This window comes from Bradyrhizobium sp. U87765 SZCCT0048 (genome assembly GCF_018131225.1).
GTDB lineage: Bacteria > Pseudomonadota > Alphaproteobacteria > Rhizobiales > Xanthobacteraceae > Bradyrhizobium_A.
On the sequence record NZ_JAFCMM010000006.1, the window covers coordinates 281,006 to 296,330 of the forward strand.

9 protein-coding genes are annotated in these 15,325 nt (G+C 69.7%); 5 read left to right on the forward strand and 4 right to left on the reverse strand.

What is annotated here, in order from left to right:
* Nucleotides 1-13: 13 nt before the first annotated feature.
* Entirely contained in the window at nt 14-1,000 is a 987-nt protein-coding gene (locus JQ639_RS31445) for a threonine ammonia-lyase (protein ID WP_211963811.1), read from the forward strand.
* Nucleotides 1,001-1,043: 43 nt separating this feature from the next.
* On the opposite strand, the gene JQ639_RS31450 is transcribed toward JQ639_RS31445, so the two are convergent.
* Nucleotides 1,044-2,357, reverse strand: coding sequence for a hypothetical protein (locus JQ639_RS31450; RefSeq protein WP_249122869.1), 1,314 nt, complete (start codon nt 2,355-2,357; stop codon nt 1,044-1,046).
* Here JQ639_RS31450 and JQ639_RS31455 point away from each other — a divergent pair.
* Nucleotides 2,340-3,533 (forward strand): MFS transporter, encoded by a 1,194-nt coding sequence (locus JQ639_RS31455; RefSeq protein WP_211963813.1) that lies wholly within the window; start codon nt 2,340-2,342, stop codon nt 3,531-3,533. The genes JQ639_RS31450 and JQ639_RS31455 overlap by 18 nt on opposite strands.
* Nucleotides 3,534-3,754: 221 nt before the next feature.
* Here JQ639_RS31455 and dgcA read toward each other — a convergent pair whose 3' ends face one another.
* Entirely contained in the window at nt 3,755-4,750 is a 996-nt protein-coding gene (gene dgcA / locus JQ639_RS31460) for an N-acetyl-D-Glu racemase DgcA (RefSeq protein ID WP_211963814.1), read from the reverse strand.
* A gap of 137 nt (nt 4,751-4,887) precedes the next feature.
* On the opposite strand from dgcA, the gene JQ639_RS31465 reads away from it, so the two are divergent.
* Genes JQ639_RS31465 through JQ639_RS31475 form a run of 3 tightly spaced genes read left to right on the forward strand, consistent with a single transcriptional unit; the run spans nt 4,888 to nt 7,702 of the window.
* Complete coding sequence (locus tag JQ639_RS31465) at nt 4,888-6,027, forward strand: ABC transporter permease (RefSeq protein ID WP_211963815.1); 1,140 nt, start codon at nt 4,888-4,890, stop codon at nt 6,025-6,027.
* A gap of 2 nt (nt 6,028-6,029) precedes the next feature.
* Nucleotides 6,030-6,809, forward strand: coding sequence for an ABC transporter ATP-binding protein (locus JQ639_RS31470; RefSeq protein WP_211965044.1), 780 nt, complete (start codon nt 6,030-6,032; stop codon nt 6,807-6,809).
* Between the two features lie 11 nt (nt 6,810-6,820).
* Nucleotides 6,821-7,702: an MlaD family protein gene (locus tag JQ639_RS31475; protein ID WP_211963817.1), complete on the forward strand. Its 882-nt coding sequence runs from the start codon at nt 6,821-6,823 to the stop codon at nt 7,700-7,702.
* 164 nt (nt 7,703-7,866) lie between these two features.
* Here JQ639_RS31475 and JQ639_RS31480 read toward each other — a convergent pair whose 3' ends face one another.
* Both JQ639_RS31480 and JQ639_RS31485 read right to left on the reverse strand, forming a co-directional pair.
* Complete coding sequence (locus JQ639_RS31480) at nt 7,867-9,333, reverse strand: ankyrin repeat domain-containing protein (RefSeq protein WP_211963819.1); 1,467 nt, start codon at nt 9,331-9,333, stop codon at nt 7,867-7,869.
* Nucleotides 9,334-9,587: 254 nt separating this feature from the next.
* Complete coding sequence (locus JQ639_RS31485) at nt 9,588-15,209, reverse strand: apolipoprotein A-IV repeat region-like domain-containing protein (RefSeq protein ID WP_211963821.1); 5,622 nt, start codon at nt 15,207-15,209, stop codon at nt 9,588-9,590.
* Nucleotides 15,210-15,325 lie beyond the last annotated feature (116 nt).

A 15,325-nucleotide genomic window follows, 5' to 3' on the forward strand; every position in this document is an offset into this window, starting at 1 on the left:
ATAACATGATGCCATGACCGACTCGCTCCCCGTCACAGCCGCCGACATCGATGCGGCGGCGCAGGTGCTGGCGCCCTATGCGGTGCGCACGCCGCTGATCACATCCCCCGCGCTCGATGCCTTGACCGGCGGTCGCGTGTTCCTCAAGGCCGAGGTGCTGCAGCGCACCGGCTCGTTCAAGTTCCGCGGCGCCTTCAACAAGATCGCATCGATTCCGCAGGCCGCGCGCGCGGCCGGCGTGGTGGCGTTCTCGTCGGGCAATCACGCCCAGGGCGTTGCCGCCGCAGCGGGGCTGCTCGGCATGCCCGCGACCATCGTCATGCCGGCGGATGCGCCGCTGTCGAAGCGCGAGCGCACCGCGGGCTATGGCGCCGAGGTCGTGCTCTACGACCGCCTGCGCGAGGACCGCGAAGCCATCGCGCGGGGCATCGCCACCGAACGCGGCGCGACGCTGGTGCCGCCTTATGACGACGTCAGGATCATCGCCGGGCAAGGCACCGCGGCGCGCGAGGCGTGCGAGGATCTCGCCGGCCTCGGGCTGGCACCGGACATCGTCGCCGCGCCGGCGTCCGGCGGCGGCCTGATCGCCGGCACGGCCATCGCCACCCGCGCGCGCTTTCCCAAGGCGACCATCATGACCGCGGAGCCCGACGGCTTTGACGACCATGCCCGCTCGTTCGCCAGCGGCCATCGCGAACCGCACCGCGCGGAGGGCACGACCATCTGCGACGCGCTGATGGCGACCATTCCCGGCGAGATCACGTTTGCGATCAACCAGCGGCTGGTGTCCCACGGCGTCACGGCCAGTGATACCGAAGTCGGCGCGGCCGTGGCGTTTGCATTCCGTGAGTTCAAGCTGGTGGTCGAGCCCGGCGGGGCCGTCGCGCTCGCCGCGCTGCTCGCCGGTCGCATCGATGCCCGCGGCAAGACGCTGGTGGTGGTGCTGTCCGGCGGCAATGTTGACGCCGACATGTTCGCGAAGCTGATCGGCGCGGCGTAGCTCGCGCGGCGCCGCTCATCGCATCAGGGCCATCTGCTCGACGTCAGCTGAAAAACGCGATCTTCTCGGCCTGGCTCATGCGCAGGATCGCCGCCAGCGGCTGGGGCCTGGTCGTGGCCGTCACCATGCCGCGGGCGAGGAGGGCGTCGCCGAGCGACGGCGATGCCGCGGCGGGGGGCGGCTCGGCGGCGACGGCTGGTGCGGATGCAATGGCTGCGACCGCGAGGGCAGGCATCGCAGACTGCGGGGGCGCGGCCGTGTGTGCGGCCGGCGGCGAAACGGCCTCGATATCGGCTGCGACCATCGCCGGCCCGGCGATCGCGACGGGGGCGACGACGGGAGCCGGAGCGGCGGTCGCGCCTGGTTCGGCGGCTTCGTCCGCGACGATGATCCCGTCATATCCGGCGGTGGCCATTTCCGCGGCGTCGGCGGCGACGCCTGCCACCGGTGCGTCGGCGACCTCGAGGTCAGAGGCGATCTCGATCGCAGCGATGCCTTCGGCGGTCGGCATCGGGGGCGCGGGCGAAGGCTCGCTCTGCGCCGGCGTCGCGCGTGCCATGGGCGTGGCCGCGGGGGCCGCGGTCTTCAGGCTGACGACGTTCTCAGCGACAGGATGCGGCGCGGGCGTCTCCGGCGCGGACGGCTGTGCCGCCCGGGGCTCGGCGATATCGCCGATCTGCCGCAGTATCGCGTCGAAAGCGCCGAGCACGGCGTCATTGGCCTGCAGCGTGGCGAGCGCGTCCTGGTTGGCGCCGATGGTGTTGGCCTGCACCTCGAGGATGTCGCAGATGCGGTTGTCGTAACCAATCTCGCGCAGCCGCCAGGCGATTTCGAGAATGATCCGCAGCCCCTTGCGGGTAGGCGCGCGGGCGTCCTCCGCGTTGAGGCTGGCGAGCGCCTCCGCCGCGGCACCGCGGGCGGTCTCGACAATGGCGCGCACCGTGGCGATGGTCTCCGCGACCGGAATGGCCGGCGCGGCCGGCGGCTGCTTCTGGGCGGCGAGCACCCCTTCGATGCGCTCGACCGCCTCCAGCACCATGGCGGTGTCGGCGTTGCGGTTGCGGCGGGCGTATTCCTTCAGGAACCAGCGGCCGCGCGACGTCTCCATGAAGGCTTCGCTGATCGCATGGTAATCCGCTTCCGAGGGCAGCGCGCTGCTGGCGGAAATGGGCGACAAGGCGAAGGCGTCGTTGGCCATGGAGGTCCTGCTGGGCGATCCCCGGCGCGCCACCGCGCACCGAGATGCTCGATCTCGAAATTGTCGTTTGCGCTGTATCGACGCAAAACCACCCGCGCTACATACGAACACCACGAACCGCGCCGAATCGCAATTCTTTTGATGCCCCCGGATCGACAAAATCCCGCGACGCAACAGCCTGAGGCAAGGCGATTCGCCCGCCGTCTGGCGCTGGTCTACGGCGCCGTGTTCGGCCTCGGCGGCATCAGCCTGCCGTATTTCCCGGTCTGGCTCAAAGCGGTCGGCGTCGATGTCGGCTGGATCGGCATCATCACCGCGGTGCCGGCGCTGACGCGCTTCACCGTGCTGCCGTTCGTCACCGGCTTCGCCGAGCGGCGCAACGCGTTGCGCGAGGGCATCGTGCTGCTGGCGTTCCTGACGTCGCTGGGGTTTCTGGCGATCGGCCAGCTGCGCGAGCCGCTGCTGATTCTCGCGGTGTTCGCCGTGACCGCCTGTGTCTGGACGCCGATCATTCCGATGGTCGACGGCTACGCGCTCAAGGGCGTGGCGCGCCATGGCATCGATTACGGGCCGGTGCGGCTGTGGGGCTCGGCGGCGTTCATCGTCGGCTCGCTCGCCTGCGGCGTGATGATCGATTTCGTCACCGCGTCGTTCGTGATCTGGGTGATCGCGGCGATAGCGCTGATCGAGGCGCTGACCAGCCTCGGGCTGCAGCGGCTCGATCGCGACGCCCGCCCCATCGCCGGCGCCTCGCGCGCCAGCGCGCTGCTGCGTCAGCCCGGCTTCCTCGCCATCATCTTCACCTCGGCGCTGGTGCAGGGCAGCCACGCCGTCTACTACGCCTTCGCCTCGATCGCCTGGCAGAACGCCGGCCTCGGCGGTCTCACCGTGTCGGCGCTGTGGTCGATCGGCGTCGTCGCCGAGATCATCGTGTTCGCGGTGTCGCCGCGTTTCAAATGGTCGCCGCTGGCAATGGTGGCGTTCGCCGCCGCCATCGCGGCGCTGCGCTGGGCGATCACCGCGCAGCAGCCGCCGCTGCCGCTGCTCGCGGTGGTGCAGACGCTGCACGGCCTGTCGTTCGGTCTCACGCAAGTCGGTATCGTCGGGCTGTTCACCCGCAACGTGCCAGGCCATGTGCTGGCGTCGGCGCAGGGCTATCTCGTCGCCGCCACCGGCCTCGTCATGAGCAGCGCCACCATGGGCGCGGGGCTGCTCTACGCCCGTTATGGCGAGGGCGCCTACTACGCGATGTCGGCGATGGCGCTTGGGGGCTGTGTGCTGATCGTGCTGGCGCGGAAGTGGCTGGTGACGACGGATGCGGCGGCGGATCGTTAGCTGCGCCAGGATTTGAAGTTCGAATATCGCGATCCGTCACCCGGAGGGGCGCCGGATCGCGGGCCCCTCGAAAGGCGGCGGCCCGTGCCGCTCCTCAGAGGCCGTTCATCCTTCGAGGCTCGCGGAGCCTGTCATCGGGCCGCGCTACGCGCGGACCCGTTGGCTCGTGCCTCAGCATGAGTCTTGGTTGTGTGCTTCTTTCATGGAGGTGGGGGCTTCCTTCAGCCCCACAGCGCCGCATCCGGCGGATAGACCGTGCTGCCGTCGTAGCGCAGGCCGTCGTCGCGGTCGCGGGCGAGCAGCAGCGGGCCGTCGAGATCGACGACGCGCGCCTGCCGCGCCACCAGCATCGCCGGCGCCATGGCGAGGGAGGTGGCGACCATGCAGCCGACCATGATGTCGAAACCGAGCGCGCGGGCGTCGTCCGCCATTGCCAGCGCCTCGGTGAGGCCGCCGGTCTTGTCGAGCTTGATGTTGACGGCGTCGTAGCGGCCGCGCAGCGCCGCGAGCGATAAGCGGTCGTGCACGCTCTCGTCGGCGCACACCGGCAGCGGGCGCTGGATGTTACCGAGCGCGTCGTCGCGGCCGGCCGGCAGCGGTTGCTCCACCAGCGTGACAGCGGCGTCGGCGCAGGCGGCGAGGTTGGCGGCAAGGTTGTCGGGCGTCCACGCCTCGTTGGCGTCGACGATCAGCTCGCAGGAGGGCGCGGCGGCGCGCACCGCCCTGATGCGGGCGCCGTCGCCGTCACCGCCGAGCTTGACCTTCAGCAGCGGCCGGTGCGCCGCCCGGGCCGCGGCTTCGGCCATGGTCTCGGGGGTGCCCAGGGAAAGGGTGTAGGCGGTCGTGCACGGCTGCGGCGCCGGCCGGCCCAGCAGATCCCACACCCGCCGGCCGGCGGCCTTGGCGGCGAGGTCGAGCAGGGCGCAGTCGAGCGCGTTGCGGGCCGCGCCCGGCGGCATCGCGGCCTGCAGGGCGGCGCGGTCGAGGCCGGCGGCAAGGCGCGGCGCCATCGCCGCGACGGCAGCCAGCGTCGCCTCCGGCGTCTCGCCGTAGCGCGGATAGGGCGTGCATTCACCGCGCCCGGTGTGGGAACCGTCCGAGATCTCGGCCACCACCACGACCGCCTCGGTCTTGGCGCCGCGGCTGATGGTGAAGGCGCCGGCGATCGGCCAGCGTTCGATTCGCGCGCTCAATTGCAGGAGGTTGTCGGAAGCCATTCAAAAAACTAAAGATTTCTTTGGTTGGCGAGGTGCCTCTGCCCCAGTATGGCTTTAAATCTGTGGCTGTAAATGCACCCGGCTGCGGCGCAGGGCGCCAAGCGGTCATGAAATGTACGTGAAAACAAGGATTTAAAGTGGGTGCTGAGCCGGCTTTGGAACGCGTCGCACAAGCGGGCGGAGCGGTCGCCCTGCAGGCGTCGGGAACCTGGACGGCGCAGCACGCCCAGGTCCTCGAACGCCTCATCGAGGCCGCCGAGCGCGCCGGCGCGTCCGGTGCCGCGGTTCTGATCGACGTCTCGCAGGTGGCGCGGCTCGACACCTTCGGCGCCTGGCTGATCGAGCGGCTGCGGCGCAGCCTCACCAGCGGCGAGAACGTGCCGCAGATCGCCGGCCTGTCAGCCGACTATTCCAGCCTCGTCGACGAAGTGCGCCGGGTCGGCGCGACCAGCCTGCCGCGGCCGCGCTCCCTGCTGTCGCCCGTCGCCGCCCTCGAAAGCATCGGCCAGGGCGTCGCCCATATCGGCACCACGCTGGTCGCACTGGTGGCGATGACCGGCGCGCTGGTCGTGGCCAGCACGCGGGTGCTGTTGCACCCGACGCGCATCCGCCTGACGTCGATGGTGCATCACATCGAGCAGGTCGGCTGGCGCGCGGTGCCGATCGTCGCACTGATCACCTTCCTGATCGGCGCCATCATCGCCCAGCAGGGCATCTTCCATTTCCGCCGCTTCGGCGCCGACATCTTCGTCGTCGACATGCTCGGCATCCTGGTGCTGCGCGAGATCGGCGTGCTGATCGTCGCCATCATGGTGGCCGGCCGCTCCGGCAGCTCCTACACCGCCGAGCTCGGCTCGATGAAGATGCGCGAGGAGATCGACGCGCTGCGCACCATGGGCTTCGATCCCGTCGAGGTGCTGATCCTGCCGCGCACGCTGGCGCTGCTGGTGGCGCTGCCGGCGCTGACCTTCATCGGCGCCATGGCAGCGCTCTATGGCGGCGGCCTCGTCGCCTGGTTCTACGGCGGTGTCGATCCCGACGCCTTCCTGTTCCGCCTGCGCGATGCGATCTCGCTGCAGGACTTCGCCGTCGGCATGATCAAGGCGCCGATCATGGCGCTGGTGATCGCCATCGTCGCCAGTGTCGAGGGGCTCCTCGTCGAAGGCAGCGCGGAATCGCTCGGCAGCCACACCACCGCCTCGGTGGTGAAGTCGATCTTTCTCGTCATCGTGATGGACGGCATGTTCGCCATCTTCTTCGCGTCGATCGGGGTATGACGATGACGGACGCCGCGAACGTGCAGGACGCGATCATTTCCGTGCGCGACATCACCGTGCGCTTCGGCGCGCGCGCCGTGCTCGACGGCCTCGACCTCGACGTTCGCCGCGGCGAGATCCTCGGCTTCGTCGGCGCGTCCGGCGCCGGCAAGTCGGTGCTGCTGCGCACGATCATCGGCCTCGTCGCCAAGGAGCACGGCACCGTCACGGTGCTGGGCACCGACATGGACGCCGCCAGCGGCGCCGCGCGCCGCAGCGTCGAACGGCGCTGGGGCGTGCTGTTCCAGCACGGCGCGCTGTTCTCCTCGCTCACCGTGCGCCAGAACATCCAGTTCCCCGTGCGCGAGTACCTCAAGCTGTCGCAGCGCCTGCTCGACGAGATCACCCTTGCCAAGCTTGCCATGGTCGGGCTGAAGCCGGAGGTCGCCGATCGCTATCCGTCGGAGCTGTCGGGTGGCATGATCAAGCGCGTGGCGCTGGCGCGGGCGCTCGCGCTCGATCCCGATATCGTGTTCCTCGACGAGCCGACCTCGGGCCTCGACCCGATCGGCGCCGGCGAGTTCGACGAGCTGGTGCGCACGCTGCAACGAACCCTCGGGTTGACCGTTTTCATGGTCACCCACGATCTCGACAGCCTGCGCACGGCCTGCGATCGCATCGCAGTGCTGGGCGAGGGCAAGGTGATCGCCATCGGAACCATGGCCGACATGCTGGCGTCGACCCATCCATGGCTGCGATCTTATTTTCACGGCGCGCGCGCCCACGCGCTCGCCGGTGTGTAGGAGTAGGTTTGATGGAAACGCGGGCGAACTACGTCCTGATCGGTCTGTTCACGCTGGCCGTGCTGGCGTGCGGATTCGGCTTCGTGATGTGGTTCCAGAGCATTCACGGCGCCAAGGCGCGCTTTCCGCTGCGCATCGTGTTCGAGGGTTCGGCCTCGGGCCTGCGCACCGGCGCCAGCGTCAACTTCAACGGCATCCGCGTCGGCGAGGTGACGTCGGTGCGCATCGACGATCCCAAGCGAGTGATCGCGATCGCGTCCGTCGACAAGAGCGCGCCGATCCGCCAGGACACGGCGGTCGGCCTCGAGTTCCAGGGCCTCACCGGCGTCGCCGCCATCGCGCTCAAGGGCGGCTCGCCTGACGCGCAGGAGGTGCCACCCGGCGCCGGCGGCATTCCGACGCTGACCGCCGACCTCAGCGCCACCCAGGACATCATGGAGTCGGTGCGCTCCTCGGTGCAGAACCTCAACCGCCTCGTCGCCGACAACCAGGAGGCGGTGCGCGCCTCGCTGCGCAGCATCGAGGCGTTCGCCACCACGCTGGCGCAAAACTCCGAGCGCTTCGACAGCATCATGAGCGGCGTCGACGCCTTCGTCGGCGGCAAGGACGGCGGCCAGCTCACCGCCGCGGTCAAGTCGTTCAAGGATCTCGCCGACAATCTCGACAAGCGCACCGCGGAGATCACCGCCAACGTCAACCGCCTGACCGTCACCGCGGGCAAGGACTTCGGTGCGCTGGTTGTCGACGGCCGCCGCACGCTCGACGACATCAGCCGTGCGGTCAACAACTTCGACCGCAACCCGACCCGCGTGCTGTTCGGCGCCAGCAGCAGCGACGCGCAGCCGCGCTCGGTGGTGCGTGTGCCGGCGGACGCGCGGGCGAGGGCGCGGTAAAGCGGGGGCAGCCCCGTCAGGCGGACGGAGCTGCGTCGACCGGGCCGATCCTGACCCAGCGGTTCTGGCGGCCCTTGTTCTCGATCTTGAGCCGCGGTTCGCGCGACGGGCGTGATCTATCAAGCCATTGCAATGAGACAAGCGTCTCGTGGCGCACGGCCTGTCTAGGTGGTGCCGCCCCGCGCGCTGATCAGGGCCGCGAAGTCGTCGCGATCGAAGAAGCGCGCCCAGCCGAGCGCCGTGGCCTGATACTTGTCGTCCCGAATGTTCGGATCGGCGCCGGCGTCGAGAAGCAGATGAGCGATCTCGATGACGCCGTTCTCGATCGACATATGCAGCGCGGTGTGGTTGCAATCCCACATCGGCCGCTTGGCGTCGACATCGATCCCCCGCGCGATCAGCCAGCGGATCGCCGCGAGATTCTTCTTCGCGACGGCGAGGTGAAGCGCAATGGTGTCGTGTCCTTCCGGGCCGATGCGCGCGGGCTCTGCGCGCAACATTGCCTCAGCCTCGTCATACCGCTGAAGGTTCAGGGCCGTCAGGAAGTCGGGCCGCGCGCCGGCCGCGAGCAGATCGGTGACGATCACCGGATCGGAGCTTTCCTGCGCCGCGGTGGTCAGCGCGGTCGCCCCGGTGGCGTCGCTGGCGTTCGGATCGGCGCCGAGCGCGATGAGCAGGCGCACCATCGCCGGCCGGTTCTTCGCTGCGGCGTGATGCAGGGCCGCGCGCCGGTGCAGGTTTCGGCTCATGCGCGCGCCGGGCAGGGACGGATCTCGCGCGACGAGTGCGCGCAGGTCGTCCGGGCGGTCGAGGGCAATGGCCGTCCACAGAGTGAGCCGGGCGCCGTTCGCGAGCAGATAGTCGGCCATCGCGGCGCGGACCTCGTGGAAGCATGTCGCCCACCCGAGCACGCCGACATCGTAGTCGTCGCCGAAGCCATCGACGTCGGCGCCGGCCTCGACCAGCAGCCGCGCCGTTTCGAGATCGCCGACCGCGGCGGCGAGGTGCAGCGGCGTGGCATTGTCGGGGAAGTCGCGCTTGGTGACGTCGGCGCCACGGTCGATCAGCAGGCGCAGGGCGTCGTGCTGGTTGCGGCAGGTCGCGCGATGCAGCGCGGTGTACTTGTGGAAGTCGCCGCCGAGCGCATCGATCAACGCCGGATAGGCATCGAGGAGGGCGCGCAGCGTTGCAACGTCGCCTTGCGAGGCGGCCGAGCAAATCGCCTCGATCGCCTCCGTCGTCTCCTGCGGATGAAGCTTGCGCGCCTGCAGGTCGCGCACCAGGATTTCGATGTCGTCGAGGCGCTGCTCCTTGGCGATCTGGTGCAGGGTGCGGCCGTCGTCATCGGTCAGATAGGGATCGAAGCCTGCGGCGAGCGCGCGGCGGACGCTGTCGATATCACCCGAACGCGCGGCCTTGAACACGCCTCGCCTGTCGGTGCGGGACGGGGCGAGATCCTCGATATACGCCTTCAGCGCGCGCCAGCTGGTAAAGCCGTGCTCGCGGGCGAGCATCAGCTGGGCCTCGCTCAGTCTGGCCGGGGGGCTGGCTGCGCGCAGCACTTTTAGCCGCTGTTTGGCGGTCTTCTTCAGCCAGTCAAGATCGGGATGGGCGGGAAGCGGAGTGGTCATGGAACACCTTCTTTCCTTGACGCCCGGCGACCGCGGCTCTCGGGCTAGAAAGAAGGGGCTATCAGCGTCGTGCTGGAAGGTGGGTTCAACCCTTTACGCGGTCCGTTGGTCGCCTGCTCGACCGCGATCAGCCTAGGCTGAGGCTCCCGGGGTGTCAATTCACGGGGCTGCGCGACGCGAAGCGCGGCGGCGCAAACGACAACGGCGGAGGCTTTGCAGCCTCCGCCGTTGCGGATGTCGTTGGTGCTGCCGGCTCAGCCGAGGCGGCCGGCGGCGTGGGCGAGCAGGGTGTAGACGAGGCCGGTGTCGGACGTCAGGTAGCCGCGCAGGTTGGCGGCACCGCGATCGTCACGCGCAACGTCGTCGAGCAGCCGCTCGAACTCGTCGATGTAGCGGTCGACCGTCTGCTTGAAGCCGCGGTCGGCGCGATACTTGCGGCTGACCTCGTCGAAGGCCTTCTGGCCCGCGGGAGTGTAAAGGCGCTTGCTGAACGCCTTGCGCTCGCCGCGCTGATAGCGGTCCCACATTTCGGCGGCGAGATCGCGGTCCATGAGACGGGCGATGTCGACCGTCAGCGAGTCCAGCGGATTGCCGCTGCTGGCCGGGCGGGCGGCCGGCTGCGGTGCCGGACGGCTCGGGCGCGGCGGTTCGGCGTCGGCGCGGTTGAGCAGGCCCGACAGCCACCCGTCGCCATTCTGCTCGGCGCTCGGGCTCACCGGCGGCGCATCGGTGCGGCGCGGTGCCATTGGCACGCCGAGGTCCGGCGGCGGCAGGTTCGCGGTGCTGTCGCGGCGGGGCGCCGGGCGCGGAGCGGGAGCCGCGGCGGGTTCGCTGCGGCCGCCGATCGCGAGGATCGCGGGCTCTTCCTCGCGCGGCGCCTGGTAGGCGCGGCTGCTGGCGCTGCTGGTGGTGGCGACGTCGAGGCCGCGGCCATGGCGGGCGACGATGCGGTTGAGCTCGGCGAGCGCCTCGATCTGGTCGACGATGACCTTGCGCATCTGCGAGGTGCTCTCGGCGGCCTCCTGCGGGATCTCGAGCACGCCGCGGCGCAGTTCGGTGCGCGTCGCCTCGAGTTTCTGCTGCATCTCCGACGCCATCTGCTTCATGCCCTGGACGACGGACGCGAAGCGCTCGGTCGATTGCTTGAACAGCGTTTCGGCCTGCTTGACGTTCTGCTCGTAGAGCTCGCTCATCGCCTCCGAGGTGAGGCGGCGTTCGTCCTCGGCGGCGGTACGCACCGCCTCGAACTGCCGCGAGATTGCGGTGGCGCCGGCGCCGGCGGTCTCCGCCACCACGCGGGCGATGTCGCGGGCGCGGGATTCGGCGGCGGCGAGCGACTCGTCGAGCAGGCCGGTGAAGCGCGTCAGGCGCTGGTCGAGGTCGGTGGTGCGCAGGTCGATGGTGGTCACCAGCGATTCCAGGTCTGCCTTGCGCTCCGACACGGTCTGGTGGGTGCTCTTGTTGCTCTTCTCCACCAGCGCCGCGGCTTCGGTCAGCATCTGGCCGTGAGCGGCGAACTGGCCCGACAGTGCGCCGAGGTTTTCAAGTGCCTTCGAGGTCTTGGTGGTGAAGACGTTGAGCTGGTCTTCCAGCGTGCTGGTGGCGACGCCGTTGCGCGAGGTGACGTCGTTCATGGTGGTGACGAAGTCGGCGACGCGGGTCACCAGCGCCTGTTCCAGCGAGTTGAGGTTGTCGTGGGCGCCGGTCAGCACCTCCTGCAGCAGGATGTTGCCCTCGCGCAGCCGCTCGAACAGCGCGACGGTGTCGGTGCGCAGGATCTTGCTGGTTTCCTGCATCTCGGTGACGGCGGCGCTCGCCACCTGGCGCGACTGGTCGATCGCCGCGCGGGTGGTCTGCTCGATGTCGCGCAGCGACTTGTTGATCGCGCCGGTGGCGATCTCGCTGGCGTTGGTGATGGTGCGGGCGAGGTCGGCGCTGTTCTTGACGAGCCCCTGCGAGAACAGGGTGCCCTTGTTCTCGATCGCCTTGAGCGCGTCGTCGGTGACGCGGGTGATGTCGATGTTGATCTGGTTGCTGCGGTCGCCGAGCGCCTGCACCAGCGAGCCGCGCGAGGCGTCGACCATCTGCGCGAGGCGGTCGGCCTGCTGCTTGACGCCGGACACGATCTCCTCGGTCTTGCCGAGCAGCACCGTGCCGAACTGGCCGGTCACCGTGATCACCGAGCGCTCGATCTCGCCCGAGGTGGTCTTGATCTTGGTGCTGGCGTCGTTGGAGGCGGTGATCAGCGCGGTGCTGGCATCCTTCGAGGCATCGATCAGCGATGCCTTCGCGGCGCTGGCGGTGGCGAGCAGCGAGGCGCCGACGTCGCCCGAGGTCGCGGTCAGGGCCGTCGAGGCCTGATGCGAGGCGGCGACGATGGCGTTGTGGGCCTCGCGGGAGCTCGCCTGCAGCGCTTCGCTGGCGGTGGTCGCCACCGAGCTGATGGTGCGCTCGATATCGGCCGAGACCGTCCGGAGATGGCCGGCGGCGTCGGTCGAGGCGGTTGCCAGCGTGGTCTGGGCGTCGCGCACACTGGCGACGATGGACTCGGCGGTCGTGCTGCCGGCGTAGGCGACCGAACGCTCGATCTCGCCGCTCAGCGCCTTGATGTGGTTGGCCGCTTCCGACGAGCTCAGCAGCAGGGTGTTCTGCACCTCGCGGGCGCTGTTGAGGATCGATGCGGCGGTGGCATTGCCGGCCGACGACAGCGTCTGCTCGATATCGGCGGTCAGGCTCCTGACCTGGTTGGCGGTGTCGGAGGTCGCCGACAGCAGCGTGGTCTGGGCCTCGCGGGCCTTCGACAGCACGGCCTCGACGGTTTCCACGCCGGCGGTCGCGAGCATGCGTTCGACCTCGGCCGACAGGCTGCGCGCCTGGGCGTTGGCGTCGGACGACATGCTGATCAGCGTGCTCTGCGCCTCGCGGACGCTCGCCAGCACGGCCTCGGTGGTCGCCGAGGTGGCGGTGGCGAGGGCATGGGCGATCTCGCCGGCCAGCGTGCGGGCACGGGTCGTCGCCTCGTCGGAGCCGGCGATCAGCGCAGCCTGGGCCTCGCGTGAGGTCGCGAGCAGGGCGTTCGTGGCGCTTGCGCTCGACAGGCTGAGCGTCTGCTCGGCCTCGGCGGCGGCGTTGCGGATCTGGCTGCCGACGTCGGTCGAGACGTTGAGCAGCGACTCGTGGGCGAGGCGGGCGTTGTTCTGGATCGAGTCCGCCGTGTTGCTCATCAGCGCCAGCAGCGAGCGCTCGGCATCGTCGACGCGGGCGCGGATGCCCTGGGTGAGCTCCTCGGTGCGGGCCACCAGTACATCGCTGGCTTCGCGGCCGGTGGTCTCGAAGCGGCCGGCGACCGTCTCGATGCGGGTGCCGAGCAGGTTCTCGAACTGCGTGACGCGCGTCTCGATGTCGCTGGCGACGGCCCCGGCGCGGCTCTCCAGCCCGTCATGGATGGCCTGGAAGCGGGCGGTGACGCTGTCGGCGAGGTTGGCGGTGCGGCCATCGACGGCCTCGGTGAGGCTGGCGATGCGCTGGTCGATCGCGTCGATGGTGTGATGGGTGCCCTGGGCGAGGGTCGAGGTCAGGGTGGCGATGCGGGTGTCGAGCGCCGAGGTGACCGCGCTGACGCGGCTGTCGAGCGTTTCGGTCATCGCGGCGGTACGGTTGTCGAGGGCTTCGGTGACCGTCGAGATGCGGCCGTCCAGCGTCTCGGTGACCGCGGCGACGCGGCTGTCGAGGGCCGCCGTGACACCGCTGACACGCTGGTCGATGGTCGTGATCGCGAAGTGGGTGCCCTGGGCGAGCGTCGAGGTGAGGGTGTTGATGCGGCTGTCGAGGGCTTCGACCGCCTGGGCGGTGCCGTCGGTGAGCGAGGACGACAGCGCGGCGATGCGGCCGTCGAGGGCGCCGAGCGCCTGCGCGGTACCGTCGGTGACGACGGTCGACAGCGCGGCCGCCTTCTCGTTGAGGGCGGCGAGCGCCTGGCTGGTGCCACCGTTCAGCGTGTCGGTGAGGGTGTGCAGGCGGTCGTCGATGGTCGCGGTGACCGACTGGGCGCGGCTGTCGAACGAGGTCTCCAGCGTCTTGAGGCGGCTGTCGATGGCGTCGTCGAACGCCTTGATGCGGGTGTCGAGCGACAGGTCGAGATGGGTAACGCGCGATTCCAGCGTGGTTTCGAACGAGGCGAGGCGCTGGTCGAGCGCGCCGTGGATGTCGCCGGCGCGGGCGGTGACGCGGTTGTCGAAGGTGTCGACATAGGTCTTGAGCGTGTCGGCGATGTGCTGCGTGCGCTCGCCCATGCGATCAACGATCTCGCCGCCGAAGGTTTTCACCGTGCGGTCGAACTCGGAGATATGGCGGGTGATCAGTGCGCCCAGCGTGCCGCTGTCGCGCGCGAAACGCTCGGCGAGCTCGCTGCCCTGGACGCGCATCAGGTCGTCGAACGCGTTCATCTGCGCGCTGAGGCTGTCGTGCGCGGTCTCGGTCTGGTTGACGACGCGGGCGACAAGGGTGTTGACGGTGTTGTCGAGCGAAGCGCTCGCCTTGTCGCCGCTCGCCGCGATGCGGCTGGCGAGGCGCTGGCCGGCTTCGTCGACCTTGGCGGCGAGATCGCCGCTGCGCAGCTCGAGTTCGAGCAGCAGCGATTCGCTCGAGGTCTTGAGCGAGTCGTGGACGAGCTCGGTGCGCTCGGAAATGCTGTCGACGATGTTGGCGGACTGGTCGGCGAACTCGCGGGTGACGCGGTCGATGCGCTCGTTGAGCATGTCGTGAACGCGATCGGCGAGGTCGACGAACTCCTCGTGCACGGCGCCGGTCTTGAAGTTGAGGCTGGCGGTCAGGCGCTCGCTGGCGTCGAGCACGGCGCGGGTGGTCTGCGAGGAGGCTTCCTCGAGGCGGTCGAGCAGGTCGCCGCCGCGCTCGCCAAGCGCCAGGATCATGGTGTCGCCGGCGGTGCTCAGCGCCTGGGTGATGTGCTGGCCGCGCTCCTCGAGCGCGGTGGTGATGGTGCGGGCGACCTCGTCGACGCGCGAGGCGATGGCGTCGCTGATCACCGCGATATCCTGACGCAGGTCGATCTGCACGCCGGAAATGGCGCTGCGCACCTGCTCGGCCTGGCCGACGAGGTTGTCGCGCTGGTGGGCGATGTCCTGGAGCAGGGCGCGGATGCGCACCTCGTTGTCGCTGTAGGCGCGCTCGAGCGCCGCGACCTCGTTGGCGACGAGGGTTTCGAGTTCGCCGGCACGCGCGATCGCGCGCTCGATGCCGTCGCCCATGGCCGCGACCTCGCGGCGCACGGCCTGGCCGACGGTGACCATGGAGTCGCTGGTCGCGCCCTCGGGCTCTGAGAAGCGGATCGCCACCTGCGCCATCGACTGTGCGATCATGCGCAGCTCCTGGCCGCGCCAGGCGAGGTTGGCGACGAAGAAGAACAGCAGGATCGGCGCGAACAGCAGCGCGATCAGGCCGACCATCGCCAGCGTACCGCCGGGACCCTGGCCGAGCAGGGCCTGCAGCGAAGGCAGGAAGCTGATGATCAGGAGGCCGGCGCCGGTGAGCCAGACGCCCGAGAACAGGGCGGCAAGGGTATAGAGGTTGCGGCCGGGACGGCCCTTCTGGATCGCCTGCAGCAGCTGGCCGATGGTTTCGCGGTCGTCATTGGCGGCGCGGCGCGGCGGCAGCTCGTCGGCCACCGGGAACACCGGGCGGTCCTCCGGCGCGATCGGCTTGTCGTGGAACGGGTCGCTGGCGGGCGTGGCTCCGCTGTCGCGGCGTGAAGACGCCTCCGGCTCGCTCGGGGCCACGTCGCTGATGTTCAGCGCTTCCTGGATGGCCGAGAGAGCAACTTCGGTGGGGTCTTTCACCTTCTTCGGAGTATTCGCCATGTCAGTCTACGCCCTTGGTTTACGCGTCGGGATACCGGCGGACGGCGGCGGAGCCGGATCGTCCGTGGGTCCCCCGGGGGGAATGTGAAAGCGAAGTCGTTGGTCGCCCTCAGGGC